Annotated in this window: 22 protein-coding genes; 10 read left to right on the top strand and 12 right to left on the bottom strand. The window is 72.9% G+C overall.

From position 1 onward, the window contains the following. Positions 1 to 32: 32 nt before the first annotated feature. Together ACH4TG_RS11100 and ACH4TG_RS11095 are read left to right on the top strand one after the other, a co-directional pair. Positions 33 to 767, top strand: coding sequence for an AIM24 family protein (locus tag ACH4TG_RS11100; RefSeq protein WP_398242127.1), 735 nt, complete (start codon positions 33 to 35; stop codon positions 765 to 767). A gap of 178 nt (positions 768 to 945) precedes the next feature. Next, a complete protein-coding gene (locus ACH4TG_RS11095; RefSeq protein ID WP_398241898.1) occupies positions 946 to 1,431 on the top strand; it encodes a MarR family winged helix-turn-helix transcriptional regulator in 486 nt (161 codons plus the stop codon). A gap of 75 nt (positions 1,432 to 1,506) precedes the next feature. Here the strand turns inward: ACH4TG_RS11095 and meaB are convergent, their stop codons facing one another. Both meaB and ACH4TG_RS11085 read right to left on the bottom strand, forming a co-directional pair. After that, positions 1,507 to 2,463, bottom strand: a complete 957-nt coding sequence (meaB, locus tag ACH4TG_RS11090) for a methylmalonyl Co-A mutase-associated GTPase MeaB (RefSeq protein ID WP_398241897.1) — start codon at positions 2,461 to 2,463, stop codon at positions 1,507 to 1,509. Positions 2,464 to 2,523: 60 nt separating this feature from the next. Next, positions 2,524 to 3,735 (bottom strand): acetyl-CoA C-acetyltransferase, encoded by a 1,212-nt coding sequence (locus tag ACH4TG_RS11085; protein ID WP_398241896.1) that lies wholly within the window; start codon positions 3,733 to 3,735, stop codon positions 2,524 to 2,526. Between the two features lie 141 nt (positions 3,736 to 3,876). Between ACH4TG_RS11085 and mce the strand changes: the two genes are divergently transcribed. The 5 genes from mce to ACH4TG_RS11060 all read left to right on the top strand — a co-directional run bounded on the left by mce (position 3,877) and on the right by ACH4TG_RS11060 (position 11,016). Continuing rightward, the gene (gene mce / locus ACH4TG_RS11080; RefSeq protein WP_398241895.1) at positions 3,877 to 4,314 is read left to right on the top strand and encodes a methylmalonyl-CoA epimerase; all 438 of its coding nucleotides are present in this window, start codon (positions 3,877 to 3,879) and stop codon (positions 4,312 to 4,314) included. Between the two features lie 149 nt (positions 4,315 to 4,463). Beyond that, the gene (scy, locus tag ACH4TG_RS11075; protein WP_398241894.1) at positions 4,464 to 8,054 is read left to right on the top strand and encodes a polarized growth protein Scy; all 3,591 of its coding nucleotides are present in this window, start codon (positions 4,464 to 4,466) and stop codon (positions 8,052 to 8,054) included. Between the two features lie 102 nt (positions 8,055 to 8,156). Further along, positions 8,157 to 9,095, top strand: coding sequence for a cellulose-binding protein (locus ACH4TG_RS11070; protein WP_398241893.1), 939 nt, complete (start codon positions 8,157 to 8,159; stop codon positions 9,093 to 9,095). Positions 9,096 to 9,206: 111 nt separating this feature from the next. Continuing rightward, on the top strand, positions 9,207 to 10,241 hold the full coding sequence (locus ACH4TG_RS11065; RefSeq protein WP_398241892.1) for an ABC transporter ATP-binding protein: 1,035 nt from the start codon (positions 9,207 to 9,209) through the stop codon (positions 10,239 to 10,241). Position 10,242: 1 nt separating this feature from the next. After that, positions 10,243 to 11,016, top strand: a complete 774-nt coding sequence (locus ACH4TG_RS11060; RefSeq protein WP_398241891.1) for an ABC transporter permease — start codon at positions 10,243 to 10,245, stop codon at positions 11,014 to 11,016. 39 nt (positions 11,017 to 11,055) lie between these two features. On the opposite strand, the gene ACH4TG_RS11055 is transcribed toward ACH4TG_RS11060, so the two are convergent. After that, positions 11,056 to 11,376, bottom strand: a complete 321-nt coding sequence (locus ACH4TG_RS11055) for an ATP/GTP-binding protein (RefSeq protein ID WP_398241890.1) — start codon at positions 11,374 to 11,376, stop codon at positions 11,056 to 11,058. A 209-nt stretch (positions 11,377 to 11,585) separates the two neighbouring features. On the opposite strand from ACH4TG_RS11055, the gene ACH4TG_RS11050 reads away from it, so the two are divergent. Next, positions 11,586 to 12,614 carry an LLM class flavin-dependent oxidoreductase gene (locus ACH4TG_RS11050; RefSeq protein WP_398241889.1) on the top strand — a complete coding sequence of 343 codons (1,029 nt, stop codon included), beginning with the start codon at positions 11,586 to 11,588 and terminating at the stop codon, positions 12,612 to 12,614. Positions 12,615 to 12,686: 72 nt separating this feature from the next. Here ACH4TG_RS11050 and ACH4TG_RS11045 read toward each other — a convergent pair whose 3' ends face one another. Beyond that, entirely contained in the window at positions 12,687 to 13,079 is a 393-nt protein-coding gene (locus ACH4TG_RS11045; protein WP_398241888.1) for an SCO5389 family protein, read from the bottom strand. Between the two features lie 242 nt (positions 13,080 to 13,321). Between ACH4TG_RS11045 and nucS the strand changes: the two genes are divergently transcribed. Beyond that, complete coding sequence (gene nucS / locus ACH4TG_RS11040; RefSeq protein ID WP_398241887.1) at positions 13,322 to 13,984, top strand: endonuclease NucS; 663 nt, start codon at positions 13,322 to 13,324, stop codon at positions 13,982 to 13,984. A gap of 380 nt (positions 13,985 to 14,364) precedes the next feature. On the opposite strand, the gene ACH4TG_RS11035 is transcribed toward nucS, so the two are convergent. The 3 genes from ACH4TG_RS11035 to ACH4TG_RS11025 all read right to left on the bottom strand — a co-directional run bounded on the left by ACH4TG_RS11035 (position 14,365) and on the right by ACH4TG_RS11025 (position 19,293). Further along, positions 14,365 to 17,787, bottom strand: coding sequence for an ATP-binding protein (locus ACH4TG_RS11035; RefSeq protein WP_398241886.1), 3,423 nt, complete (start codon positions 17,785 to 17,787; stop codon positions 14,365 to 14,367). A gap of 197 nt (positions 17,788 to 17,984) precedes the next feature. Then, a complete protein-coding gene (locus tag ACH4TG_RS11030) occupies positions 17,985 to 18,284 on the bottom strand; it encodes an STAS domain-containing protein (protein ID WP_398241885.1) in 300 nt (99 codons plus the stop codon). Positions 18,285 to 18,444: 160 nt separating this feature from the next. Next, on the bottom strand, positions 18,445 to 19,293 hold the full coding sequence (locus ACH4TG_RS11025) for a 3-hydroxyacyl-CoA dehydrogenase family protein (RefSeq protein ID WP_398241884.1): 849 nt from the start codon (positions 19,291 to 19,293) through the stop codon (positions 18,445 to 18,447). A gap of 177 nt (positions 19,294 to 19,470) precedes the next feature. On the opposite strand from ACH4TG_RS11025, the gene ACH4TG_RS11020 reads away from it, so the two are divergent. Beyond that, positions 19,471 to 20,043, top strand: a complete 573-nt coding sequence (locus tag ACH4TG_RS11020) for a cob(I)yrinic acid a,c-diamide adenosyltransferase (RefSeq protein ID WP_398241883.1) — start codon at positions 19,471 to 19,473, stop codon at positions 20,041 to 20,043. Positions 20,044 to 20,053: 10 nt separating this feature from the next. Here the strand turns inward: ACH4TG_RS11020 and ACH4TG_RS11015 are convergent, their stop codons facing one another. From ACH4TG_RS11015 to atpA, 5 genes are all read right to left on the bottom strand, one after another. Then, positions 20,054 to 20,500 (bottom strand): DUF2550 domain-containing protein, encoded by a 447-nt coding sequence (locus ACH4TG_RS11015; RefSeq protein WP_398242126.1) that lies wholly within the window; start codon positions 20,498 to 20,500, stop codon positions 20,054 to 20,056. 144 nt (positions 20,501 to 20,644) lie between these two features. After that, complete coding sequence (locus ACH4TG_RS11010) at positions 20,645 to 21,019, bottom strand: F0F1 ATP synthase subunit epsilon (protein WP_398241882.1); 375 nt, start codon at positions 21,017 to 21,019, stop codon at positions 20,645 to 20,647. Positions 21,020 to 21,145: 126 nt separating this feature from the next. Then, on the bottom strand, positions 21,146 to 22,585 hold the full coding sequence (gene atpD, locus ACH4TG_RS11005) for a F0F1 ATP synthase subunit beta (RefSeq protein WP_398241881.1): 1,440 nt from the start codon (positions 22,583 to 22,585) through the stop codon (positions 21,146 to 21,148). A gap of 5 nt (positions 22,586 to 22,590) precedes the next feature. Next, the gene (locus ACH4TG_RS11000) at positions 22,591 to 23,523 is read right to left on the bottom strand and encodes a F0F1 ATP synthase subunit gamma (RefSeq protein ID WP_398241880.1); all 933 of its coding nucleotides are present in this window, start codon (positions 23,521 to 23,523) and stop codon (positions 22,591 to 22,593) included. 4 nt (positions 23,524 to 23,527) lie between these two features. Then, positions 23,528 to 25,099, bottom strand: a complete 1,572-nt coding sequence (gene atpA, locus ACH4TG_RS10995; RefSeq protein ID WP_398241879.1) for a F0F1 ATP synthase subunit alpha — start codon at positions 25,097 to 25,099, stop codon at positions 23,528 to 23,530. Positions 25,100 to 25,202: the final 103 nt, after the last annotated feature.

Here is a 25,202-nt window from a genome sequence, read left to right as displayed (position 1 = left end):
GGCGGAGAAGCGAACAGGGAGAAACCGTGAGCATGCCCATGCAGGGGGCGGGCGGGCCCGTCGTGTACGACCCCTACTCGCTGCCGTCGAACGACAACGTCAACCCGTACGCGTTCAGCGTGGAGTTGGACGGCCAGTGGTTCCTCCAGAAGGGGAAGATGATCGCCTACTACGGGCAGGTCGACTTCCACGGCATCGGCCACGGCCCGCTGGACCGGCTGGTCGCCGCCAACTTCCACTCGCCGATGCACGCCGCCGACTGGGTGGTGGCGCAGGGCCGCGGCAAGATGCTGCTCGCCGACCGGTCGTACGACATCAACTCCTACGACCTGGACGAGGGCAACCTGACCATCCGGTCGGGCAACCTGCTGGCCTTCCAGCCGGGCCTGGCCCTCAAGCAGTCGATCATCCCCGGCTTCCTGACGCTCATCGGCACCGGCACGTTCGTGGCCGCCTCCAACGGCGCAGTGCACTTCGTGGAGCCGCCGGTCCGGGTGGACCCGCAGGCGCTCGTCGGCTGGGCGGACTGCCCGTCGCCGTGCCACCACTTCGACCACGCGTACATGCGCGGCGTGCTCGGCGGGATCCGGGGGCTGACCGGCATCGGCGGGGCCTCGGGCGAGGAGCACCAGTTCGAGTTCACCGGCGCCGGCCAGGTGCTGCTGCAGTCCACCGAGACGCTGCTGGCCGCCAAGGACACCGGGGGCGTGCCGGGACAGGCGGGCCCGGGTGTTCCGGGCGCGGGCGCAGGCGCGAACCGGAGCTAGCCGGCCGGGCCGGGTCCGTTGCGGGTCTGGTCCGGACCAAATCTTGCCCTGGCCGCACCCGCCCGGGTGGTGGACCTGACCCGATGCGTAACCATACGCACCCCAGCATCGTTTCTCACGGTGACCGTTCGGCTACCCTGGCGATCATCCGTGATTCAACCGCCGGTAGGATTCCCTCATGGAGACCGACACCGCCGAGCGCGCCGCGACCTGGCTCAGCGAGGACGAGCAGCGAGCCTGGCGCGTCCACCTCGACGTCAGCCGCCTGCTGATGTACCAGCTCGAACGCGACCTTCAGCCGTTCGGACTGACCAACAACGACTACGAGATCCTGGTCAACCTCTCCGAGGCGGACGAGCGCCGCATGCGGATGAGCGACCTGGCGCGCTCGACACTGCAGTCCAAGAGCCGCCTCTCGCACCAGATCACCCGCATGGAGGCGGCCGGGCTGGTCCGCCGGGAGAACTGCGAGGAGGACCGGCGCGGGCTGTACGCGGTCCTCACCGAGCAGGGCTGGGAGACGATGCGCGAGGTCGCCCCGCGCCATGTCGCCTCCGTGCGCGCCCACTTCATCGGCCTGATCTCCCCCGAGGACCTCGCGTCGTACCACCAGGCGATGCTGCCGGTGGCCCAGCACCTGCGCGAGGAGCGCAGCCGGGTCTGACGGGCCGCACCGTCCGGCGCGGCAGAGCCGGGCCGGAGCGCGGGCGCTGTGGCGCGCCCGTCCGCCGGGCGGGGGTCAGCCGCGGGTGAGTTCCGCGATCAGCTCGTCCGCCGCCGCGTACGGGTCCAGCACGCCCTCGGTGACCTTGGCGGCCAGCGATGACAGGTGCTGGTCGCCGTGCACGTCCCCGATGCGGGCGCGCAGCGCGGTCAGCGCGATGGTCTCGATCTCGCCGGCCGCACGCCGGGCCCGGCGTGCGGCGAGCTCCCCGCCGGCCTCCATCCAGGCGCGGTGCTTCTCCAGCGCCTCGACGACCTCGTCGATGCCCTCGCCGCGGGCGGCGACGGTCTTGACGATGGGGGGCCGCCAGTCGCCCGGGGCCCGGGACTCCCCCAGGCCCAGCATGTGGTTCAGCTCGCGGGCGGTGGCGTCCGCGCCGTCGCGGTCCGCCTTGTTCACCACGTAGATGTCGCCGATCTCCAGGATCCCGGCCTTGGCCGCCTGGATGCCGTCGCCCATGCCGGGGGCCAGCAGCACCACCGAGGTGTCGGCCTGCGCGGCGATCTCGACCTCGGACTGACCGACGCCGACGGTCTCCACGAGGATCACCTCGCAGCCCGCGGCGTCCAGCACCCGGATGGCCTGCGGGGCGGCCCAGGCCAGGCCGCCGAGGTGGCCGCGGGTGGCCATCGAGCGGATGTAGACGCCCGGGTCCGAGGCGTGCTCGGACATCCGGACCCGGTCGCCGAGCAGGGCGCCGCCGGAGAACGGCGAGGAGGGGTCGACGGCCAGCACCCCGACCCTGCGCCCCGCCTTGCGGAAGGCGGTGACCAGGGCCGAGGTCGAGGTGGACTTGCCGACGCCGGGAGAACCCGTGAGGCCGACCACGTACGCCCCGCCGGTCAGCGGCGCGAGCGCGGCCATCACCTCCCGCAGTTGCGGGGAGGCCCCCTCGACCAGGGAGATCAGCCGGGCCACCGCCCGCGGCCTCCCCGCCCGCGCTTCGCGAACCAGCGTGTCGACGTCCACCATCGAAGTGATACTCCGTTTCCGTCCGGCCCGGTTCTCCCCCAAGCCCTTACTTGCAAGCCCTTACTTGCCGGGCACGTGGACGATCAGGGCGTCGCCCTGTCCGCCGCCGCCGCAGAGGGCGGCCGCTCCGGTGCCGCCGCCGCGACGCTGGAGTTCCAGTGCCAGGTGCAGCACGATACGGGCGCCCGACATGCCGATGGGGTGGCCCAGCGCGATGGCCCCGCCGTTGACGTTCACCTTGTCGGCGGTGACGCCCAGGTCCTTCATCGACTGGACGGCGACCGCGGCGAACGCCTCGTTGATCTCGATCAGGTCCAGGTCGTCCACGGCCAGCCCGGCCTTGTCCAGGGCGTGCCGGATCGCGTGGGACGGCTGGGACTGCAGCGAGTTGTCGGGGCCGGCCACGTTGCCGTGCGCGCCGATCTCGGCGATCCAGTCCAGGCCCAGCTCCTCGGCCTTGGCCCGGCTCATCACCACGACGGCGGCGGCGCCGTCGGAGATCTGCGAGGCGGTGCCCGCGGTGATGGTGCCGGCGCCGGACGCGTCGGGGAACGCCGGCCGCAGCCGGCCCAGGCCCTCGGCGGTGGTCTCCGGGCGGATGCCCTCGTCCTCGCGGACCACCACCGGCTCGCCCTTGCGCTGCGGGATCTCGACCGGGACGATCTCCGCCTCGAACAGGCCCTTCTTCTGGGCCGCGGCGGCCCGCTGGTGGGACAGCGCGCCGAACTCGTCCTGCGGGGCGCGCTCGATGCCCAGCCGGGTGTTGTGCTTCTCGGTGGACTCGCCCATCGCGATGTGCTCGAAGGGGTCGGTGAGGCCGTCGTTGGCCATCGCGTCCAGCATCTCGATGGCGCCGTACTTGTGGCCCTCGCGGGCCTTGGGCAGCAGGTGCGGCGCGTTGGTCATGGACTCCTGGCCGCCGGCCACCACGATGTCGAACTCGCCGGCCCTGATCAGCTGGTCGGCCAGCGCGATGGCGTCCAGACCCGACAGGCACACCTTGTTGACCGTGAGCGAGGGGACGCTCATCGGGATACCGGCCTTGACCGCGGCCTGCCGTGCGGGGATCTGGCCGGCGCCGGCCTGCAGCACCTGGCCCATGATCACGTACTGCACCTGGTCGCCGGCGATGCCGGCCCGGTCGAGGGCGGCCTTGATCGCGAAACCGCCGAGGTCCGCGCCGGAGAAGCTGCGCAGACCGCCGAGGAGGCGGCCCATCGGCGTGCGGGCGCCGGCGACGATCACGGACGTGCGTGCTGCCTGGCTGGTCATGGTGCGGCCCCTTCGAGCGAAGAGAGGATGTTAACGAGGGTTACCATCAATGTACTGACGCCGGGACGCAACGGTCACCGGGCCCAGCGTGTGATGGCGCGCACGTTGCGTGACCACATGTTCATGGGGTGCACTGTGTGCATGCTGACCCGCATCGACCACATCGGCATCGCCTGCTTCGACCTCGATGCCACCGTCGCCTTCTACCGGGCCACGTACGGCTTCGAGGTGGCCCACACGGAGGTCAACGAGGAGCAGGGCGTCCGCGAGGCCATGCTCAGGATCAACGGCACCTCCGACGGCGGCTCCTCCTACCTGCAGCTGCTGGAGCCCACCCGGGAGGACTCGGCCGTCGGGAAGTGGCTGGCCAAGAACGGCGAGGGCGTGCACCACATCGCGTTCGGCACCGCGGACGTGGACGCCGACTCCGAGGCGATCAGGGACAAGGGCGTCCGGGTCCTGTACGACGCCCCGAGGTCCGGTTCCATGGGCTCGCGCATCACGTTCCTGCACCCCAAGGACTGTCACGGAGTGCTCACCGAGATCGTGACCTCCGCCTCGGCCTCCGAGGACCACTGACCCAACCCCCTCCACGGCCGGTAGAGTGGCCGGGTCCGAGGGGCGGGCTGCCGGCAGCGGTCTCCCGCTCCCCGATGTTGATCTGACACCATTCCTCGTACAACTCCGTCCCGCCGACGGAGTGACGGAGAATCTCACCCGGTGGGCGGGTGAGCACACCAGGAGACCGATGGGACCGCGGAGTGCGGGGCAACGACAGCTACCGGGCTGACGACCACCTCTCCCTGCTCGAAGCCGAGATGGAACGGCTGCGTACCGAGCGGGGCAAGGCGGTCGACCATGCCGACGACCTCGGGTACCAGGTCGAGGTACTGCGCGCCAAGCTGCACGAGGCGCGCCGCGCCCTCGCGACCCGTCCTTCCTACGACAACCTCGGCCATCAGGCCGACCAGCTGCTGCGCAACGCCCAGCTGCAGGCCGACCAGCTGCGCGCGGACGCCGAGCGCGAGCTGCGCGAGGCGCGGGCGCAGACCCAGCGGCTGCTGCAGGAGCAGGCCGAGCACCGGTCCCGGTTCGAGGCGGAGTGGCACGCCGAGGCGATCGCCCGCCGCCGCCAGCTGGACGAGGAGCTGGCCGAGCGGCGCAGCACCGTCGAGAGCCACGTCAACGAGAACGTCGCCTGGGCCGAGTCGCTGCGGGCCCGCAGCGAGTCGCAGGCCCGCCGGCTGCTGGACGAGACGCGGGCGGAGTCCGAGCGCGCGGTGGCCGCCGCGCAGGCCGAGGCCACCCGGGCGGCCGAGCAGACCAACCAGCGGCTGACCGCCGAGGCGCAGGCCGCCAGGACCGAGGCCGAGCAGCTGCTGCGCCGGGCCAGGACGGACGCCGAGCGGCTGCTGACCGCCGCCTCGTCGCAGGCCAGCGAGGCCACCACCGAGGCCGAGCAGCTGCGCACCTCCAGCCGCAGCGAGTCGGACGAGGCCCGCGCCCGGGCCGCCGAGCTGTCCCGCCTGGCGGAGGAGCGGCTGCGCGAGGCCGACGAGGCGCTGCGCACCGCGCGGGCCGAGTCCGAGCGGCTGCGCGAGGAGGCCGCGGCGGGCGCCGCGAAGCGCCTGGCCGCCACCGAGACGGAGACCGAGCAGCGCACCCGCACCGCCCGCGCGGAGATCGCCCGCATGGTCGGGGAGGCCACCAAGGAGGCGGACGCCGCCAAGGCGGAGGCCGAGCAGGTCGTCACGGACGCGCGGGCGCAGGCCGAGCGGATCCGCGCCGAGGCCCAGGAGACCGCGCGGGCCAAGGCCACCGAGGACGCCGCCGCGCAGCTCGCGCAGGCCGCCAGGTCGGCCGAGGAGATCCTCACCAAGGCGTCGCAGGACGCCCAGTCGACGACCAAGGCCGCCGCGGAGGAGGCCGAGCGGATCCGCCACGAGGCCGACACGGAGGCCGACCGGCTGCGGGCCGAGGCCGAGGAGTCGGCGCAGGAGCTGCGCGGGGCCGCGCAGGACGACACCAAGGAGTACCGCGCCAGGACCGTCGAGCTGCAGGAGGAGGCCCGGCGGCTGCGCGGCGAGGCCGAGCAGCTGCGGGCCGACGCCGTCGCCGAGGGCGAGCGGATCCGCGGCGAGGCCCGCCGCGAGGCCGTGCAGCAGATCGAGGAGGCCGCGAGCAGGGCCGAGGAGCTGCTGGCCAAGGCCACCGCGGACGGCGACGAGGTGCGGCAGAACGCCGCGACCGAGTCCGACCGGATGCGCACCGAGTCGGTGGACCGGGCCTCCGCGCTGCAGGTCAAGGCCGAGGAGGCGCTGCGCACGGCCCGTGCGGAGGCCGAGGAGCTGCGGGCCGAGGCGGAGCGGCAGGGCGCCGCGGTGCGCGAGGAGGCCGAGCAGGCCGCCGCCGAGCAGCGCGCCGAGGGCGAGACGATAGTGGCCCGGATGCGCGAGGAGGCCGGGGCCGACCTGGCCCGGCTGCGCGAGGAGGCCGAGACCCGGGTCGGCACCGCGGAGCAGACGCTGCGCGAGGCGAACGACGAGTCGGACCGGATCCGCGGCGAGGCCGCGGAGGAGGCCGAGCGGCTGCGGCAGGAGACCGCCGAGCGGGTCCGCGCCCTGCAGGAGCAGGCCGAGGCCGAGGCGATGCGGCTGCGCGACGAGGCGGCCGCGGACGCGGCGCAGTCGCGTGCCGAGGGCGAGGCGGTGGCCGTACGGCTGCAGGCCGACGCGACCACCGAGGCCGAGCAGCGGCGGGCCGAGGCCCAGCAGACCGCGGACCGGCTGCGGGCGGAGGCCGCGGCGGCGGCCGAGCGCACCGGCGTGGAGGCCGCGGAGGCGCTGGGCGCCGCCCAGGAGGAGGCGGCGCGCCGCCGGCGCGAGGCCGAGGAGCTGCTGGAGTCGGCCAGGGCCGAGGCCGGGCAGGAGCGGGAGCAGGCCCGCCGGGAGAGCGACGAGCTGCTGGCCGGTGCCCGCAAGCGGGTGGAGGACGCGGCCGCGGAGGCCGACCGGCTGGCGGCCGAGGCGGAGCAGCGGGCCACCGAGCTGGTGGGTGCGGCCGAGAACACCGCGCAGCAGGTGCGGGACTCGGTGGCGAACCTGCACCAGGAGGCCGAGGAGGAGATCGCCGGGCTGCGGGCTGCCGCCGAGCACGCCGCGCAGCAGCTGCGCGCCGACGCCCAGGGCGAGGCCGACCGGCTGCACGCCGACGCCAACTCCGAGCGGGAGCGGGCTTCTGAGGACGCCTCACGTCTGCGCCGGGAGGCGCAGGAGGAGGCCGAGGAGGCCCGCCGGCTCGCCGACCGCACGGTCAGCGAGGCGATCGAGGAGTCGGACCGGCTGCGCGCGGAGGCCCGCGAGGACGCCAACCGGATGCGCGGCGACGCCGCGTCGCAGGCCGACCAGCTGGTCACCAAGGCCCGCGAGGAGGCGGCCCGGCTGGACACGATGTCCCGCGAGGCGCTGGACTCCGCCGAGCGGGACGCCGAGCAGACCCGTGCCGACTCGCAGCGCATCCTGGACGAGGCGCGGGAGGCGGCCAACAAGCGGCGAAGCGAGGCCGCGGAGCAGGCCGACGAGCTGATCGGCGGGGCGCAGGCGGAGGCGGTGAAGACCGCGGCGGCCGCCGAGGAGCAGGCCGACACGATGGTCGGCGCGGCCCGCGCGGAGGCCGAGCGGATCGTCGGCGAGGCCACCGCCGAGGGCAACGGCTACGTCGAGCGGTCCCGCAACGACGCCGACACCATGCTGTCCGAGGCCCGGTCCGACGCGACCGCGATCCGCGAGCGCACCGACGAGCTGCGGCGGCGCGTGGAGGCCGAGGTCGAGGAGCTGCACGAGCGGGCCCGCAAGGAGGCCGCCGAGGCCATGAAGTCCGTCGGGGAGCGGGTCGACAAGCTGGTGGCCGCGGCCACCGAGCAGCTCGCCGAGGCGGAGGCGAAGGCCGCCGAGATCAAGTCCACGGCCACGTCGGAGGCGAGCAAGGTCAGGATCGCCGCCGTCAAGAAGGTCGAGGGCCTGCTCAAGGAGGCCGAGCAGAAGAAGGCCGACGTCGAGCGCGAGGCGGAGCGGGTCACGGGGGAGGCACGCGCCGAGGCCGAGCGTATCGTCGCGGAAGGCAGACGAGAGCTGGAGACGTTGGTGCGCCGCAGAGAGGACATCAACACGGAGATCTCCCGCGTCCAGGACGTCCTGGAAGCTCTGGAGTCGTTCGAGGCGCCCAGCGGCGGGGGGGCGAAGAGTACGGTCGCCGCAGGCGCGGGCGCGGGCACCGCTCGGACGAGTGGCAAGCGTATCGACGATGCTCCACTCGATTGAGCGGACATTCTCCATACCGAATCCTCAATGGCTCGGTGACACGCCGCAAAGGCCAATAGGATTCCCCCTATCACCTCACCGGTCTGAATCGACAGGAACCCCATGAGCGACACTTCCTCCCCCTTCGGCTTCGAGCTCGTGCGGCGCGGATACGACCGCGGACAGGTGGACGACCGCATCACCAAGCTCGTCGCCGACCGTGACAGCGCCCTGACCCGGATCACCGCGCTGGAGAAGCGCATCGAGGAGCTGCACCTCGAGACCCAGAACGCCCAGGCCCAGGTGAACGACGCGGAGCCGTCCTACGCCGGTCTCGGCGCGCGTGTGGAGAAGATCCTCCGCCTCGCCGAGGAGGAGGCGAAGGACCTGCGCGAGGAGGCCCGCCGGGCCGCCGAGCAGCACCGTGAGCTGGCCGAGTCGGCCGCCAACCAGGTGCGCAACGACGCGGAGACCTTCGCGTCCGACCGCAAGGCCAAGGCGGAGGACGAGGGCGCGCGGATCGTCGAGAAGGCGAAGGGTGACGCCACCCAGCTGCGCGCGGACGCGCAGAAGGACGCGGCGGCCAAGCGTGAGGAGGCCGACGCGCTGTTCGAGGAGACCCGCGCCAAGGCCGCCCAGGCCGCCGCGGACTTCGAGACCAACCTGGCCAAGCGCCGCGAGCAGTCCGAGCGCGACCTGGCGTCCCGTCAGGCCAAGGCGGAGAAGCGGCTGGCGGAGATCGAGCACCGCGCGGAGCAGCTGCGCCTGGAGGCCGAGAAGCTGCGCACCGACGCGGAGCGCCGGGCCCGCCAGACGGTGGAGACCGCGCAGCGCCAGTCCGAGGACATCGTCGCGGACGCGAACGCCAAGGCCGACCGGATCCGCAGCGAGTCCGAGCGCGAGCTGGCGGCGCTCACCAACCGCCGCGACAGCATCAACGCCCAGCTGACCAACGTCCGCGAGATGCTGGCCACGCTGACCGGTGCGGCGGTCGCCGCGGCCGGCGCCCCCGCCGACGACGAGCCGCTGTCGCGGGGCGTCCCGGCGCAGCAGTCCCGCTGACCTCAGCCGGAGCACCACGACCGGCGCGGCGGTAGCTCTTCACCCGTATTTCCACGGAACCCCCGTCCCTCCTCGGGCGGGGGTTCCGCCATGCTTGCTAGCCTCGCCCCCATGATTGAGTTGCAGGGGCTCACCAAGCGGTACGGGGACAAGACCGCAGTCGACCATCTGACCTTCACCGTGCGCCCCGGCGTGGTGACGGGCTTCCTGGGGCCGAACGGCGCCGGCAAGTCGACGACCATGCGGATGCTGCTCGGCCTGGACGCGCCGACCAGCGGTGACGTGCGGATCGACGGCAAGCGCTACGCGCAGCTCAGCGAGCCCTTGAAGTACATCGGCGCGCTGCTGGACGCCAAGGACGTGCACGGCGGCCGGACCGCCTACAACCACCTGCTGTGCCTGGCGCAGTCCAACCGGATCCCTCGGCACCGGGTGGACGAGGTGCTGGAGACGGTCGGCCTGACCGCGGTGGCCAAGAAGCGCTCCAAGGGGTTCTCGCTCGGCATGGGCCAGCGGCTGGGCATCGCGGCGGCGCTGCTGGGCGATCCGGAGATCCTGATGTTCGACGAGCCGGTCAACGGCCTCGACCCCGAGGGCATCCACTGGATCCGGAACCTGATGAAGGGCCTGGCGGCGCAGGGCCGCACGGTCTTCGTCTCCAGCCATCTGATGAGCGAGATGGCGCTGACCGCCGAGCATCTGATCGTGATCGGCCGCGGCCGGCTACTGGCGGACACCTCGATGGCGGACTTCATCGAGAAGAACTCCCGCTCCTACGTGCGGATCCGCACCCCGCAGCCGGAGCGGCTGAAGGACGTGCTGGCGGCGGCCGGCCACACCGTGGTGACCACCGCGGACGGCGCGTTCGAGATCCAGGACACGGATGCGGCCGTCCTCGGCACGCTGGCCGCGCAGCACCAGCTGGTGCTGCACGAACTGAGCCCGCAGCGGGCATCGTTGGAGGAAGCGTTCATGCAGTTGACCGCGGAGTCGGTGGAGTACCACGCAGGGGGGCCGGTGGGGTCCGGTCCTGCCGGGGTGGGGGCGCTGCCGCACGGCGTGCCCGCGGGCCAGGCTCCCGGGCAGCCCCCGGCGCAGGAGTGGGGCGCGCAGTGGCGCAACCCCGGCTCCGGGAAGGGGCGCTGACATGGCGAGCCCCTCTGCCGTCGTGCAGTCGGAGTGGACGAAGATCCGGTCGGTGCGCTCCACGGTGTGGACGCTGGCGCTGGCCTTCCTGGTGACCGCGGCGCTGGGCGCGGTCATCTGCCTGGTGTTCAACAACAACTGGAGCTCGATGTCGCCCAGCGACCGGGCCACCTTCGACCCGACGAACACCAGCTTCTTCGGGATGACGCTGGGCCAGCTGGCGCTGATCGTCTTCGGTGTGCTGGTGTTCGCCAGCGAGTACAGCACCGGCATGATCCGCACCTCGCTGGCGGCGGTGCCGCAGCGCGGGTCGTTCTACACCGCGAAGGTCGCGGTCGCCGGACTGCTGGCGCTGGTCGTCGGCATGGCGACCAGCTTCATCACGTTCTTCCTCGGCCAGTCGCTGCTCGGCTCGCACAAGGCCCACATCGGCGACACCCACGTCTTCCGTGCGGTGTTCGGCGCCGGGCTGTACATGACGCTGCTGGTGCTGTTCTGCGTGGGCGCCGCGGCGATGCTGCGCAGCCCGATGCTGGGCCTGGGCATCCTGATGCCGTTCTTCTTCCTGGTCTCGCCGATCCTGTCGGCGGTGCCGAAAGTGAAGAACGTGGCCAAGTACTTCCCGGACCGGGCCGGCCAGAAGATCATGGAGGTCGTGCAGACCTCCGACAACCACACCCCGTACGGCCCGTGGGGCGGCATCCTCATCATGGCCGCGTGGGTGGTCGCGGCGCTGCTCGGCGGATTCCTGGTGCTCAAGAGCCGGGACGCCTGAGGCGCCGGAACGACCGGGCGCCGGCGCCTTTGAGGCGCCTCAGTAGCGCGGAGCGTTACGGGACCGCTGCACCTTGCTGGTGCGGCGGTCCCTTGCGTTCCAGCACGCCCGGTGCCAGTGCCGCCGGTCGTCCACTCCCCCGTGCTCGCGCCAGGCCACCACGTGGCCGACGCCGGGCGGGATCTCCTGGTCGCAGCCGGGGCAGCGGTAGTGCTTGCCGCTCGCGCCGCCGGCGACCTGCCGCACGATCCACTCCTCGCCCTGCCAGGGCTCGGTGTCCTGGAACCCGCCGCCGGGCTCGCGCTCGTCGTCGTCCCGGGCGTGCGCCGGCTTGTGGGGGCGGTTGCGTCGCGGCGACACGGTCACCTCACGGGCTGTTCGGTCTGGTCGGGCTGCTCGGGCCGCGGGGAGTGCGGGGTTGCGGAGCGTTCTCCCAGACTACGCGCCGTCTCCGGCACCGGCCGAACTCCGCCGACTTCCGGACAGCTGGCGAAAATCATGAAAACGTCGCCGCAAGCCGTGCCTTTGGCACGTGCCAACCGTTAGACCCGGCAAGGAGGGAGTGAGCGATGCGCGTGGGAGTCTTCGTCCTCGCGGCCCAGTTCCCCGGACAGGGCCAGGGTGAGGCGCTGCACCGGGCGATATCCACCGCCGACGCGGCGGAGGCCGCCGGTCTGGACGCGGTGTGGCTGGCCGAGCACCATTTCGTGCCCTACGGGGTGTGCCCGTCGGCGGCCACCCTGGCGGGGGTGCTCCTCGGACGGACGTCCAGGATCGGGGTGGGCACCGCGGTGAGCGTGCTGCCGACCGCGCACCCGGTGGCGCTGGGCGAGCAGGCCGCGCTGCTGCACCTGGCGTCCGGCGGCCGGTTCACCCTCGGGGTGGGGCGCGGCGGCCCCTGGGTGGACCTGACGGTCTTCGGCGCCGGGATAGCGGCGTTCGAGAGCGGCTTCCCGGAGTCCCTGGACCTGCTGCTGCGCTGGCTGCGCGAGCCGGCGGTGGGGGCGGACGGCCCGCGGTACGCCTTCCCGGAGGTCCCGGTGGTGCCGCGGCCGGACGAACTCGACGGCGGGGGGCCGCCGGTGGTGGTGGCCTGCACCTCGCCGGCCACCGTCCGACTGGCTGCCGAGCGGGCGCTGCCGATGATGCTCGGCATGCACTGCGGGGACGAGGACAAGGCGGGGATGGTCGCGTTGTGGCGGCGCACCGCGCTGGCGGCGGGCCACTCCCCCGACGCCGTGGCGGCGGCCGCCGCGGGCCATGTGTCGGCCGGCGTGGTCCAGGTCGCCGACACCCGCCAGGACGCCGTGGAGACCCTGCTGAAGGCCATGCCGGACTGGCTCCAGCAGGGTCTCGCGGCGCACCGCACCTACGACGGCAGCCCGCGCGCGATGCGCGACCCGCACGCCTACACCGAACTGCTCTGCGAGCTGCACCCGGTGGGCTCGCCGAGGCTGTGTGCGGACCGGCTGGCGGCGACCGCGGAGGCCACCGGCATCACCCGCTTCGCCCTGCTCGCCGAGGGCTCGGGCGACCTGGACGCCACGGAGGTGAACGTCGCCCGGCTGGGCTCCGACGTGCTCCCGGAACTGGCCTGAAAAAGCAGGTGTGGCCTACCGGTTCGGCAGCACGCCGGGTGGTCGCGGGTGCCCGGACGGCCCCCGCGCGGGTCAGCAGTCCCTCAGCTCGGGGGACTGGTTGAGTAGCTGCGAGCGGATGGACGTGAACCGGCCGTAGGTCTCATCGACCGCCGGGTCCAGCGGGAAGACCGCCACCCGGTGGCAGTTCTGGAAGGCGAGCCGCACCCCGAAGTGCCGCTGCAGGGCACCGCGTATCGCGTCGCTCGCGAGCGCGCGCAGCAGCTGCCCGCGCTCCTTCTCGCTCGGCGGCGGCACCTGGTTGTCTGCGAACTTCCCCCCGTCAACCTTGAGTTGCGCCACCAGCGAACTGATCATCTCCCAGGCGTACGGGAGGGACGTCCGGACGCAGTCGACGAATTCCTGCTCGTCGACCTCGCCTCGCTCGGCCTGCTCGAGAAGGGCCGGTGAGACGTCGAGCGACATGGGTACTCCTCTCGTGACCCCGCAGCGCGACGGGGCCGAACCGACGGATGACCCCGGAGGCGGCGGCCGTGGGGACGCTCGCCGGATCCGGGCTTCAACCGTAGGCGCCCTGCGCGCGGCGGCACTAGGCGGCGACGTCCACAACCGGCCATTTTTCCTGGGTCGCGGCGAGTTGGCCGTACTTGGCCCTGCTTGGCCCCGACGTCCCGGCGGGCCGCCGGCTCCTGCTAGCGTTGCGCACCATGCGTCTCGTGATCGCCCGCTGCTCCGTCGACTACGCGGGCCGGCTCTCCGCCCATCTGCCCTCGGCCACCCGGCTGCTGCTGATCAAGGCGGACGGCAGTCTCTCCGTCCACGCGGACGACCGCGCGTACAAGCCGCTCAACTGGATGTCGCCGCCCTGCTCGATGAAGGAGGGCGAGGACGGCGTCTGGACGGTCACGAACAAGGCGGGCGAGCAGCTGATCATCTCGATCGAGGAGATACTGCACGACTCCTCGCACGAACTGGGCGTCGACCCCGGGCTGATCAAGGACGGCGTCGAGGCGCACCTGCAGGAACTGCTCGCCGACCGCATGGAGGTGCTCGGCGAGGGCTGGACGCTCATCCGCCGCGAGTACCCGACGGCCATCGGGCCGGTCGACATCCTGTGCCGGGACGCCGACGGCGGCACGGTGGCGATCGAGATCAAGCGGCGGGGCGAGATCGACGGGGTCGAGCAGCTCACCCGCTACCTCGAGCTGCTCAACCGGGATCCCCGTCTCGCCCCGGTCAAGGGCGTGTTCGCCGCCCAGGAGATCAAGCCGCAGGCGCGCGTCCTGGCCACCGACCGCGGCATCGGTTGCGTCACCCTCGACTACGACGCCCTCCGCGGCATCGAGGACGACAAACTCCGCCTCTTCTGACTGGGCCCGCACGTAGTGCCCCCTCCCCCGGGGTTGCCCCCGGCCCCCGGGCTGCCCCGCCAGGCCGTCCGCCGCCTGCCGCCCTGCCCCGGGCTGGCCGCGCAGTTCCCCGCGCCCCTTTAGCCGCCCTCCCCAGCACCAAGCCGAGCCCCTTCAGACGGCGCGGCACACGGCAGCGCACCCCACCGGGCAGACGCAGCCCCGTCAGGGGCGCGGGGAACTGCGCGACAGGCCACGACGGCGCGGGAGTCGGCAGCGAACCCCACCGGGCAGGACGTGCCCCGTCAGGGGCGCGGGGAACTGCGCGACAAGCCACGACGTGACCGCAGGCGGCGGCCGGGCCGCGGGGGCAGACCGGAAGCCGCCCCCTGGAAGAGGGTTCAGGTGGTCGTGGGGGTGGCCTCGGCTGAGGGCGCGACCGTCGTGACGGGCGTGTCCGGCGCCGGGGCGGACTGGCTCGTCGTCCCCGGATCCGTCGGGTCCGTGGTGGGCGGGGTGGTGGGGGGAGTCGTCGGCGGGGTGGTGGGCGGAGTCGTCGGCGGCTTCGACGTCGGAGGCTTCGAGGTCGGCGGCCTCGACGTGGGCGGCTTGGAGGACGGGCCCCCGCCCCCCGCCGGCTGGGAGGTCGCCGGCACCGTCGGCGCCGTCGACACACCCCCGGAGGGAGCCGTGCTGGAGCCGCCCCCCGCAGGGGTGGTCGAGGGGCCGGACGTCGACGGCGTCGGCGAGGTCGAGGACGAGGTGGCGGGCGCCGCAGGCGCGGTCGTGCCGTCCTCGGGCGGCGCCGCCGACGTCGTACCGGGCGCGTCCTGCTGGACGGACTCCACGGGCTGGACCTGGTTGGGCGTGTCCCCGCCCTTCCCGGACGTGGCCCCGATGGCCACGATCGTGCCGAGCGCCGCGACCAGCAGCACGCCGGACCCCGCCGCTATGAGGGTGCGCCGGGACCCGAGCCCGCGCCGCGGCCCCGCGGCCTTGTGCGGGCCGGCCGGCGGCCTGGGCGCGCCGATGACGACCGGGCCCGGCTCGGCGGCCCGCGGCAGCGCCATCGTGGACGCGGCGGCCGGCACCGGGGGCAGCTCGGCCGTGAGGGCGTCGCCCTCGAACGGCGCGGCCGCCAGCGCCCCTTCGCGGTCCGCGACGAGCGCCAGGGTGCGCCGCCCCACCACGGTGCCCTGGCGGTCGGCCAGCGCGCCGCGCAGCGCGATGGACGCCTCCAGTTCCGCCCGGGCGCGGTCGAGGTGGCCGGTGCACAGCGCGAGCACACCGAGTTCGTGGTGGAAGTACGCCTCCTCGGCGACCTCGCCGGAGATCCGCGCGGCCTCCTGGCCGATGCGCAGCGCCCGCTCCCACGCGCCCCAGTGCAGTGCCGCGGCGAAGACCGGCGCGACCGTCCGTGCCAGCAGCACGGCGGCGCTCGCGTTGCCGCCGTCACGGCAGGCGGCCAGGGCGCCGAGGATGGCCTCGGACTCGCCGGCCACGCGCTCGGGCGTGACGGAGGGGTGGCCGGCCCACCAGGTGTAGTGGAGCCCCGCGGTGTGGCCCTGGACCTCTGACAGCTCGCCGTCCGTCCGCAGGCTCGCGGACAGCTGGAGGGCGACGCCGGCGGCGAGCCGGAAGTGCGAGGCGACCGGGACGGCGAGGCCCACGGAGGTGAGTTCGCCGAGCGCCGCGTCGCCGTGGGTGTCGCCGACGAGCGCGGGCAGGTGCGAGGGGTGCGGGCACTCCCCGTCGAGGGCGACGGCGAACGCCAGCGTCTCGCGGGCGGCCTCACTCAGCCGTGAGGCCAGCAGGTCGGCGGGGGCCGCGCTCTCGGCGAGGGAGGGCAGCGGCACCGCGGCCGCGGGCAGCGGCGCACTCGGGGCGGGGCTCGGGGCGGCCTGCGGCTCGGGCTCGGCCGGGCCCGCGTGGCCGGGCTCCGCCGGCTCGTCGAACCCGGTGAGGTCGGGCAGGTCGAAGCCGGTGAGGTCGGGCAGTTCGATGCCCAGCGGCGGCCGGGAACCGGGCGCGCCGTTCTCCCACACCGAGTCGTCCCACTCGCCGGGCTCGGCCGGCTGGCGCAGGGCGTCCCGCTGCCGCAGCAGCGCGCCGGCCTGGACGAACCGCAGCGGCAGCCCCTCGGACTCGAACCACAGGTCGGCCGCCCAGGCGGTCTCGTCCTCGGCCAGGCGCCGGCCGGCGGACAGCTGCAGCAGGTCGAGGCAGGCGGCGCGGCTCAGCCCGGACAGGAACACCTCCTCGACCGCGGAGTCCGCGGCGGGCGCGGGCACGTCCGGGGTGGCGGTCATCAGGAACGCGCACTCGGGGAGGGCCGCGAGCAGCTCCTCCAGCGCGCTGCCGCCGAACTCCAGGTCGTCCAGGACCACGACGGCGCCGACGTCCTTGAGGAGCCCGAGCAGTTCGGTGCGGTCGGGCCGGTAGCCCTCACCGCCGTAGACGACGCCGTAGAGGTCCTGCAGCACGTCCGCGGCGGACCGCCGGTGGCCGGACAGCCGCAGCACGCCGTCGGGCGCGAGGTCGCCGCAGGCGTTGGCGACGGACTCCAGCAGCGAGCTGCGGCCGGCGCCGGACGCGCCGGTGACCCGGATCGAACGGCCGCGGGCGAGCAGCCGGATGAGCCGCTCGCGCTCCTCGTCCCGTTCCAGCAGGGGCAGTTCGGGGGCGGGCGGGCCGGGCGGCGGCGCGGGGCGGGCGCTGTTCATCCGGACCGCGCGCTCCTGCGCGGTGCGGCGGACCGGGGTGCGCGCCTCCTCCGGCGGGCACGGCACGACCTCGGTGCCGTCGACCGGGTTGACGGTCAGCAGGAACTCGGTGGTGACGACCCGGGCGACCTTGGCGCTGCCGCCGCCGGGCGTGTTCTGCTCGGGGGCGACGAGCGGGTCGCGGGGCGGCCGGGTGGTGCGCGGCGCGGGCAGCGTGCCGTCGAACAGCGCGGCGTCCTGCTCCGCGGCGTCCGCCGGGCCGGCGCCGGACGGCAGCGAGGCCGGCGGGGTGCGGCCGGGCAGCGGCCGGTCGGAGCGCGGCGCGGGCGAGCCGGCGGCGAAGCCGTCGAAGCTGCCGCTGCCGCCGAGCGAGCCGAAGCTGCCGGGGGTGCGCTCGGTGCCGCTCCGGGCGGGCGCGGCACCGCCGCCGGCGCCGGCGCCACCGAACGCGTCGAAGGGCGTGCCGCTCGGCGCCTCGGCCAGCGGGCGGACCGGAAGTTGGGGCAGCGCCGCACGCTCGGGCAGGGTCGGCCGCTGGGGCAGCGCGGGCCGCTCGGGTACGGGGGCGAGCGCGGCACCGGGCGCGTCGGGCCCCGCGAGGGCGTCACCGGGGGCGCCGGAGCCCGTGAGCGCGCTGCTCGAAGCGTCGGAGGCGGGGAGGGCCGGCCAGCTCGCGTCGAACCCCGCGAGGGCCGTACCGGGGGCATCGGAGCCCGCGAGGGCCGTACCGGGAGCGTCGAAGCCTGTGGCCGCGTCCCTCGCGTCGCGCGGGGTGGCGGGGCCGGGTCCGGCCGCGTGCCGTCCCGTGGAGCCCGTTCCCGAGCCCCGTCCCGCGGAGTCCGTTCCCCCGGCGGCCGCGGCAGGGCGCTCACCGAAGGCCTCGCCGAGCTCGTCGCCCTGTCCGGGCAGCGCGGGGAGCAGGCCGTCGCCGCGGGAGGCGTCACGGACGTCCACGACGCGCCCGGGCCCCGGCTCGGCAGCCGGCTGGTCGGCCGGCCCCGCGAGTTCGGGAAACACGGGCAGGGCGAACGGCTCCACCGGTTCTCCGGCGGCCTCCGGGGCTATCGGGTCCTCGCCCGGCCGGCCGCTGTGCTGTTCCATGTTGTGCGCCCCCCGGGGCGGGTCCGTTGAGGGGGCCTGCTCGGGCCGCCGCCTGCCTCCGCACGCGGACTGCGGCCCGATCGCCCAACTCCGGCGTGCGTGCAGCACGCCTCCTGGCCATCGATGCGCAAACTCTAGAGGCTCCCACCGCGCACATGAAGTACCGGGGGTAAGGCGGCCCCCCTACGTGCCCAACGTCACCCTTCGGGTTCGATCGCCAGGATCCGGTGCAGCCGGGTCGCGACCAGCAGCCGCTGCATCTGCGGCGGCACCCCGCGTAGCACCAGCCGGCGGTTGGCGCGCCCCGCGCGCCGGTGGGCGCCCATGATGACGCCGAGTCCGGTGGCGTCCCAGGAGTCGAGTTCGGTGAGATCGAGGATCAGGTCGCCGCGGCCGGAGTCGACGGCGGTGTGCAGGGCGGTGCGGGCGTCCGCCGCGCTGCGCACGTCGAGGCGGCCCCCGACGACCAGCTCGGCGTGGTCGCCCCTGATGTGCATAGTCGCTCCCCGGGCCGTGCCGGCACCTCCCCGCCGGGCCGCGGGGAGGTGCGTACAGTGCAGATCCTTTATGTCTTCACACAACTGACGGTCCGTCGCAAAGAGAAGTTGCCGTCTGTGAGCGAACCGATACCGAATTCACTCCTGTGAGTGACGTGTCTTAGTACGTGTAGAAGCCCTGGCCGCTCTTGCGGCCCAGATCGCCGGCGTCGACCATGCGCCGCATGATCTCCGGCGGGGCGAACTTCTCGTCCTGCGACTCGGTGTAGATGTTGCCCGCCGCGTGCAGCAGGATGTCGACGCCGGTGAGGTCGGTGGTGGCCAGCGGGCCCATGGCGTGGCCGAAGCCGAGCTTGCAGGCGGTGTCGATGTCCTCGGCGGTGGCGACGCCGGACTCGTAGAGCTTGACCGCCTCGACGACGAGCGCGGAGATCAGCCGGGTGGTGACGAAGCCGGCCACGTCGCGGTTGACGACGATGCAGGTCTTGCCGACGCTCTCGGCGAACTCCCGGGCCCGGGCCAGCGTCTCGTCGCTGGTCTTGTAGCCACGCACGAGCTCGCACAGCTGCATCAGCGGAACCGGCGAGAAGAAGTGGGTGCCGACGACCCGTTCGGGGTGCTCGGTGGCGGCGGCGATCTTGGTGATCGGGATCGCGGAGGTGTTGGACGCGAGCACCGCGTCGTCCCGCACGATCCGGTCCAGGGTGCGGAAGATCTCCTGCTTGACCTCGATCTTCTCGAAGACCGCCTCGACGACCAGGTCGGCCTCGGCGGCCGCGTCCAGGTCGGTGGTCGTGGTGATCCGGTCCAGCGCGGCGGCCGCCTCGTCCGCGGCGAGCTTGCCCTTGGCGACGAACTTCTCGTAGGACGCGGCGATTCCGTCCCTGCCGCGCGCCAGTGCCTCGTCCGTGACGTCCCGCAGGATGACCTCGTAGCCGGCCTGGGCCGACACCTGCGCGATGCCGGCGCCCATCAGTCCCGCTCCGATGACAGCGAGCTTCTTCGCCACGTCCCACACCTCTCCACTGGGTAATCCCGGGTATCTGGCCGGACCTTAACGCCCGTTCACCATCGGGCGCGACAGGATGTCAGCCGCGTCACCGTGTGTCGTTGGTCGCACGACCCGGGCCCGAACAGGGGCCCGGGCTGCGGGAGCTGGGGCCGCCGGGCTTTATAAGCTCTGCACATGGTCAACCTCACCCGCATCTACACGCGCACCGGCGACGACGGCACGACGGCGCTGGGCGACATGAGCCGTACCGCGAAGACCGACTCCCGGATCGCCGCCTACGCGGACGCCAACGAGGCGAACGCGGTGCTCGGCGTCGCCCTCGCCCTCGGCGTGCTGCCGGACGAGGTGGTGACGGTCCTGGTCCGCGTGCAGAACGACCTCTTCGACGTCGGCGCGGACCTGGCCACCCCGGTGGTCCCCGACCCCGAGCATCCGCCGCTGCGGGTCGAGCAGTCCTACGTGGACCGGCTGGAGGAGGAGTGCGACCGCTTCCTGGCCGACCTGGAGAAGCTGCGCAGCTTCATCCTCCCCGGCGGCGCCCCGGGCGCCGCGCTGCTGCACCAGGCGTGCACGGTGGTGCGGCGGGCCGAGCGGTCCACCTGGGCGGCGCTGGAGGAGCACGGGGACACCATGAACCCGCTGACCGCCACCTACCTCAACCGGCTGTCCGACCTGCTGTTCATCCTGGCCCGCACCGCCAACAAGGAGCGCGGCGACGTGCTGTGGGTGCCCGGCGAGAACCGGTAGCGGGCGGGACTCAGGCCACGTTGACGCGCTGGCCGGGCGGTGCGGCCTCCAGCCACGCCAGGAACCCGGTCAGCGCGTCGTCGCTCATGGCCAGCTCCAGCGTGGCGCCCTTGTGGGCGCAGGAGAGCACCACGGCGTCCGACAGCAGCGCCAGCTCCTCCGAGCCCTGCGGCTGGCGCCGGCCCAGCACCTCGATCGAGGGCCGCTCCAGCACCCGGCGCGGGCGCGGTGCGTACGAGAAGACGCGGAACCACTCCACCCGGTCCCCGCTGTAGCGGGCGACGCCGTACACCCAGCCCTTGCCGCCGGGATCGACGTCCTCGGGCGGCGCCGGGCGCAGGCTGCAGTCGAAGGTGCCGCCGGGGCGCTGGATGAGCCGCCGCCGCAGCCCGAACACGAAGAGGCCGAGCACGGCCACCACGATCACGGTGATCAGCACTTCCACGGAGACGATCACGTTCACCGACCTCCTCGCGTAGAAATGGCTGCCGCCCCGTGCCGCCGCCGTGTTACTGCCTGGTCACTACCGGTATTGCCGGAGCCGCGGACCGCCCCCGAGGGGCAGTCCGCGGCACCGTTGGTCTGCGGTGGGGTGCGCCGTTCAGCGCGCCCCGGCCGCCGCGGCCAGCCGGACCTCGGCGCGCCGCTCGGCGGCGGCGTCGGCCTCGGACTTCGACCGCTGCAGAGCCCGCTCGGCCCGGTCGACGTCGATCTCGTCGGCCAGTTCGGCGATCTCCGCCAGGATGGAGAGCTTGTTGTCCGCGAACGAGATGAACCCGCCGTGCACCGCGGCGACGACGGTACCGCCGTCGTTGGTGCGGATGGTCACCGGACCCGACCGCAGCACCCCGAGCAGCGGCTCGTGGTTGGCCATGATGCCGATGTCACCCGACATGGTGCGGGCGACGACCATGGTGGCCTCGCCGGACCAGACATTACGGTCCGCGGCGACCAGCTCGACGTGAAGATCGGCCAAGACGGCTCCTCGGGTTGGCACCCACCGCCTGCGACGGGTGCGTAAGACACAGAATAAAGGGTGCGAGAGGGGGGCGGCGCCAATGGGCCGGGCCGCCCCCCGTCTCGCGTGCGCCGAGCGCCCGGGTCAGTTGACGCCGAGCTTGGCAGCGTTGGCCTTGAGGTCGTCCAGGCCACCGCACATGAAGAACGCCTGCTCCGGGAAGTGGTCGAACTCACCGTCGGCGATCGCGTTGAACGCCGAGATGGACTCGTCCAGCGACACGTCCGAGCCGTCGACACCGGTGAACTGCTTCGCCGCGTGGGTGTTCTGCGACAGGAAGCGCTCGATGCGGCGGGCGCGGGAGACGGTGAGCTTGTCCTCCTCGCCCAGCTCGTCGATGCCGAGGATGGAGATGATGTCCTGGAGGTCCTTGTACTTCTGCAGGATCGTCTTGACGCGCGAGGCGCAGTCGTAGTGCTCCTGCGTGATGTAGCGCGGGTCCAGGATGCGGGACGTGGAGTCCAGCGGGTCCACCGCGGGGTAGATGCCCTTCTCCGAGATCGGCCGCGAGAGCACGGTCGTCGCGTCGAGGTGGGCGAAGGTGGTCGCCGGGGCGGGGTCGGTCAGGTCGTCCGCGGGGACGTAGATCGCCTGCATCGAGGTGATCGAGTGACCACGGGTCGAGGTGATCCGCTCCTGGAGCAGACCCATCTCGTCCGCCAGGTTCGGCTGGTAACCCACCGCGGAGGGCATCCGGCCGAGCAGCGTGGAGACCTCGGAACCGGCCTGGGTGAAGCGGAAGATGTTGTCGATGAAGAACAGCACGTCCTGCTTCTGCACATCGCGGAAGTACTCCGCCATGGTCAGACCGGCCAGCGCGACCCGGAGACGGGTGCCCGGCGGCTCGTCCATCTGGCCGAAGACCAGCGCGGTCTGCGGGAGAACGCCGGACTCGGCCATCTCCTCGATCAGGTCGTTGCCCTCACGGGTGCGCTCGCCGACACCGGCGAACACGGAAACTCCCTCGTGCAGCTTGGCCACACGCATGATCATTTCCTGGATGAGGACGGTCTTGCCGACGCCGGCGCCGCCGAACAGGCCGATCTTGCCGCCCTTGACGTACGGGGTCAGCAGGTCGACGACCTTCAGGCCGGTCTCGAACATCTCGGTCTTGGACTCGAGCTGGTCGAAGGCGGGGGCCTTGCGGTGGATCGCCCAGCGCTCGGTGACCTCGGACTCGGCCTCCGGCTCGTTGAGGATCGCGCCCAGGGTGTTGAAGACGCGGCCCTTGGTGACGTCGCCGACCGGCACGGTGATGCCGTCGCCGGTGTCGGTCACCGGAGCCTGGCGGACCAGGCCGTCGGTGGGCTGCATCGAGATCGCGCGGACCACGCCGTCGCCCAGGTGCTGGGCGACCTCGAGGGTCAGCGTCTTGATGGCGCCGTCGGCGGCCGGGTCCGCGACGTCGACATGCAGCGCGTTGTAGATCTCCGGCATGGCGTCGACGGGGAACTCCACGTCGACGACCGGGCCGATGACCCGCGCCACCCGGCCGGTGGCGGTGGTTTCAACAGTGGTGGTCATAGTGGTCAGTCACTCCCCGCGTTCGCGTCGGCCAGAGCACTCGCGCCACCGACGATCTCGCTGATTTCCTGGGTGATGTCGGCCTGTCGGGCCGCGTTGGCAAGCCGCGTGAGCGACTTGATCAGATCTTCCGCGTTGTCGGTCGCCGACTTCATCGCCCGGCGGCGGGCCGCGTGCTCGGAGGCAGCGGCCTGCAGCATGGCGTTGTAGATCCGGCTCTCGACGTAGCGCGGCAGCAGCGCGTCCAGCACGCCCTCCGCCGACGGCTCGAACTCGAACAGCGGCAGCGCCTCGCCCTTCTTGCGCTCGGCGCCCGCTTCGTCACCGACGGTGCCCGCGTCGTCGAGGCTCAGCGGCAGCAGCCGCCGGCCGACCGGCGTCTGCGTCATCATCGACACGAACTCCGTGAAGACGATGTGCAGCTCGTCCACGCCGCCCTCCGCCGAGTCCGCCAGCAGCGCCTCGATCAGGGGCGCCGCGACGGCCTTGGCGTCGCCGTACGTCGGGCTGTCCGAGAACCCGCTCCACGAGTCGGCGACCGTGCGGTTCCGGAAGCTGTAGTACGCCAGGCCCTTGCGGCCGACGATGTACGAGGCGACGTCCTTGCCCTCGGCCTTGAGCCGCTCGGCCAGCCGGTCGGCGGCCTTGATGGCGTTGGACGAGTAGCCGCCGGCCAGACCGCGGTCGCTCGTGATGAGCAGGACCGCGGCACGGCTGGGGTTCTCGGCCTCGGTGGTCAGCGGGTGCTTGGTGTTGGAGCCGGTCGCCACCGCAGTCACCGCACGAGTCAGCTCGTCGGCGTACGGAGAGGAGGCCGCCACCTGGCGCTGCGCCTTGACGATGCGCGAGGCCGCGATCATCTCCATCGCCTTGGTGATCTTCTTCGTGGCGGTGACGGACTTGATCCGGCGCTTGTAGACCCGAATCTGTGCGCCCATGCGATCAGCCCTCGACCAGCAGCGCGCCGGAGGACGTCTCGAACTGCTTCTTGAAGGCGGACACGGACTCGGTCAGCGCGTCGACCGTGCCGTCCTCCAGCTTGCCGGTCTCGACGATGCCGGTGAGCAGCGACTTGCGCTCGCGGCGCAGGTAGTCCAGCAGCTCGCGCTCGAAGCGGCGCACGTCCTCGACCGGGACGTCGTCCAGCTTGCCGGTGGTGCCGGCCCAGATGGAGACGACCTGCTCCTCGATCGGGTACGGCGCGTACTGGCCCTGCTTGAGCAGCTCGACCATGCGCTGGCCGCGCTCCAGCTGCGCCTTGGACGCCGCGTCCAGGTCGGAACCGAAGGCCGCGAAGGCCTCCAGCTCACGGAACTGGGCGAGGTCCACGCGGAGCCGGCCGGCGACGCTCTTCATGGCCTTGATCTGCGCGGAACCACCGACGCGGGAGACCGAGATACCGACGTTCAGCGCGGGCCGCTGGCCGGCGTTGAACAGGTCGGACTCCAGGAAGCACTGGCCGTCGGTGATGGAGATGACGTTGGTCGGGATGAACGCCGACACGTCGTTGGCCTTGGTCTCGACGATCGGCAGACCGGTCATCGAGCCGGCGCCCAGGTCGTCGGAGAGCTTGGCGCAGCGCTCCAGGAGGCGGGAGTGCAGGTAGAACACGTCGCCCGGGTAGGCCTCGCGGCCCGGCGGGCGGCGCAGCAGCAGGGAGACCGCGCGGTAGGCGTCGGCCTGCTTGCTCAGGTCGTCGAAGACGATCAGTACGTGCTTGCCCTGGTACATCCAGTGCTGGCCGATGGCCGAGCCGGTGTAGGGGGCCAGGTACTTGAAGCCGGCCGGGTCGGACGCCGGGGCGGCGACGATCGTCGTGTACTCGAGGGCGCCGGCCTCCTCCAGCGCGGCGCGCACGCCCGCGATGGTGGAGCCCTTCTGGCCGATGGCGACGTAGATGCAGCGCACCTGCTTCGTCGGGTCGCCGGACTGCCAGTTGTCGCGCTGGTTGATGATCGTGTCGATCGCCAGGGCGGTCTTGCCGGTCTGGCGGTCACCGATGATCAGCTGCCGCTGGCCGCGGCCGATCGGGGTCATCGAGTCGACGGCCTTCAGGCCGGTCTGCATCGGCTCGTGCACCGACTTGCGCTGCATGACCGTGGGGGCCTGCAGCTCCAGGGCGCGGCGACCCTCGGTCGCGATCTCGCCGAGACCGTCGATGGGGTTGCCCAGGGGGTCGACGACACGGCCCAGGTAGCCTTCGCCGACCGCCACCGAGAGCACCTCACCGGTGCGCTGCACCGGCTGGCCCTCCTCGATGCCGCTGAACTCGCCGAGGACGATGGCACCGATCTCGCGCTCCTCGAGGTTGAGGGCGAGGCCGAGGGTGCCGTCCTCGAACTTCAGCAGTTCGTTCGCCATCGCCGAGGGCAGGCCCTCGACCTTCGCGATGCCGTCTCCGGCAACGCTGACCGTGCCGACCTCCTCGCGCGAGGCGGCGTCCGGCTGGTACGACTGGACAAAGGTCTCCAGCGCGTCCCGGATCTCCTCCGGCCGGATCGTGAGCTCCGCCATCTGGGTTCCCTGCTCTCCTTGTTGGGCCCGAAATTCTGGGGGGTCTGGGGGACTCCCCCAGTGGACACTGTCGGCCCAACTCGGGGCCGCGTTCATAGCTGTT

The sequence above is a fragment of the Streptomyces sp. NPDC020917 genome (assembly GCF_044333795.1).
Classification (GTDB): domain Bacteria; phylum Actinomycetota; class Actinomycetes; order Streptomycetales; family Streptomycetaceae; genus Actinacidiphila.
This window is presented reverse-complemented; position numbering and strand designations above follow the sequence as displayed.

Excerpts from the sequence above, each read along its gene's own strand:
- ACH4TG_RS11100 (WP_398242127.1), top strand. The coding sequence starts at position 33 with ATGCCCATGCAGGGGGCGGGCGGGCCCGTCGTGTACGACCCCTACTCG.
- ACH4TG_RS11095 (WP_398241898.1), top strand. The coding sequence starts at position 946 with ATGGAGACCGACACCGCCGAGCGCGCCGCGACCTGGCTCAGCGAGGAC.
- meaB (WP_398241897.1), bottom strand. The coding sequence starts at position 2,463 with ATGGTGGACGTCGACACGCTGGTTCGCGAAGCGCGGGCGGGGAGGCCG.
- ACH4TG_RS11085 (WP_398241896.1), bottom strand. The coding sequence starts at position 3,735 with ATGACCAGCCAGGCAGCACGCACGTCCGTGATCGTCGCCGGCGCCCGC.
- mce (WP_398241895.1), top strand. The coding sequence starts at position 3,877 with ATGCTGACCCGCATCGACCACATCGGCATCGCCTGCTTCGACCTCGAT.
- ACH4TG_RS11070 (WP_398241893.1), top strand. The coding sequence starts at position 8,157 with ATGAGCGACACTTCCTCCCCCTTCGGCTTCGAGCTCGTGCGGCGCGGA.
- ACH4TG_RS11065 (WP_398241892.1), top strand. The coding sequence starts at position 9,207 with ATGATTGAGTTGCAGGGGCTCACCAAGCGGTACGGGGACAAGACCGCA.
- ACH4TG_RS11060 (WP_398241891.1), top strand. The coding sequence starts at position 10,243 with ATGGCGAGCCCCTCTGCCGTCGTGCAGTCGGAGTGGACGAAGATCCGG.
- ACH4TG_RS11050 (WP_398241889.1), top strand. The coding sequence starts at position 11,586 with ATGCGCGTGGGAGTCTTCGTCCTCGCGGCCCAGTTCCCCGGACAGGGC.
- ACH4TG_RS11045 (WP_398241888.1), bottom strand. The coding sequence starts at position 13,079 with ATGTCGCTCGACGTCTCACCGGCCCTTCTCGAGCAGGCCGAGCGAGGC.
- nucS (WP_398241887.1), top strand. The coding sequence starts at position 13,322 with ATGCGTCTCGTGATCGCCCGCTGCTCCGTCGACTACGCGGGCCGGCTC.
- ACH4TG_RS11035 (WP_398241886.1), bottom strand. The coding sequence starts at position 17,787 with ATGGAACAGCACAGCGGCCGGCCGGGCGAGGACCCGATAGCCCCGGAG.
- ACH4TG_RS11030 (WP_398241885.1), bottom strand. The coding sequence starts at position 18,284 with ATGCACATCAGGGGCGACCACGCCGAGCTGGTCGTCGGGGGCCGCCTC.
- ACH4TG_RS11020 (WP_398241883.1), top strand. The coding sequence starts at position 19,471 with ATGGTCAACCTCACCCGCATCTACACGCGCACCGGCGACGACGGCACG.
- atpD (WP_398241881.1), bottom strand. The coding sequence starts at position 22,585 with ATGACCACCACTGTTGAAACCACCGCCACCGGCCGGGTGGCGCGGGTC.
- ACH4TG_RS11000 (WP_398241880.1), bottom strand. The coding sequence starts at position 23,523 with ATGGGCGCACAGATTCGGGTCTACAAGCGCCGGATCAAGTCCGTCACC.
- atpA (WP_398241879.1), bottom strand. The coding sequence starts at position 25,099 with ATGGCGGAGCTCACGATCCGGCCGGAGGAGATCCGGGACGCGCTGGAG.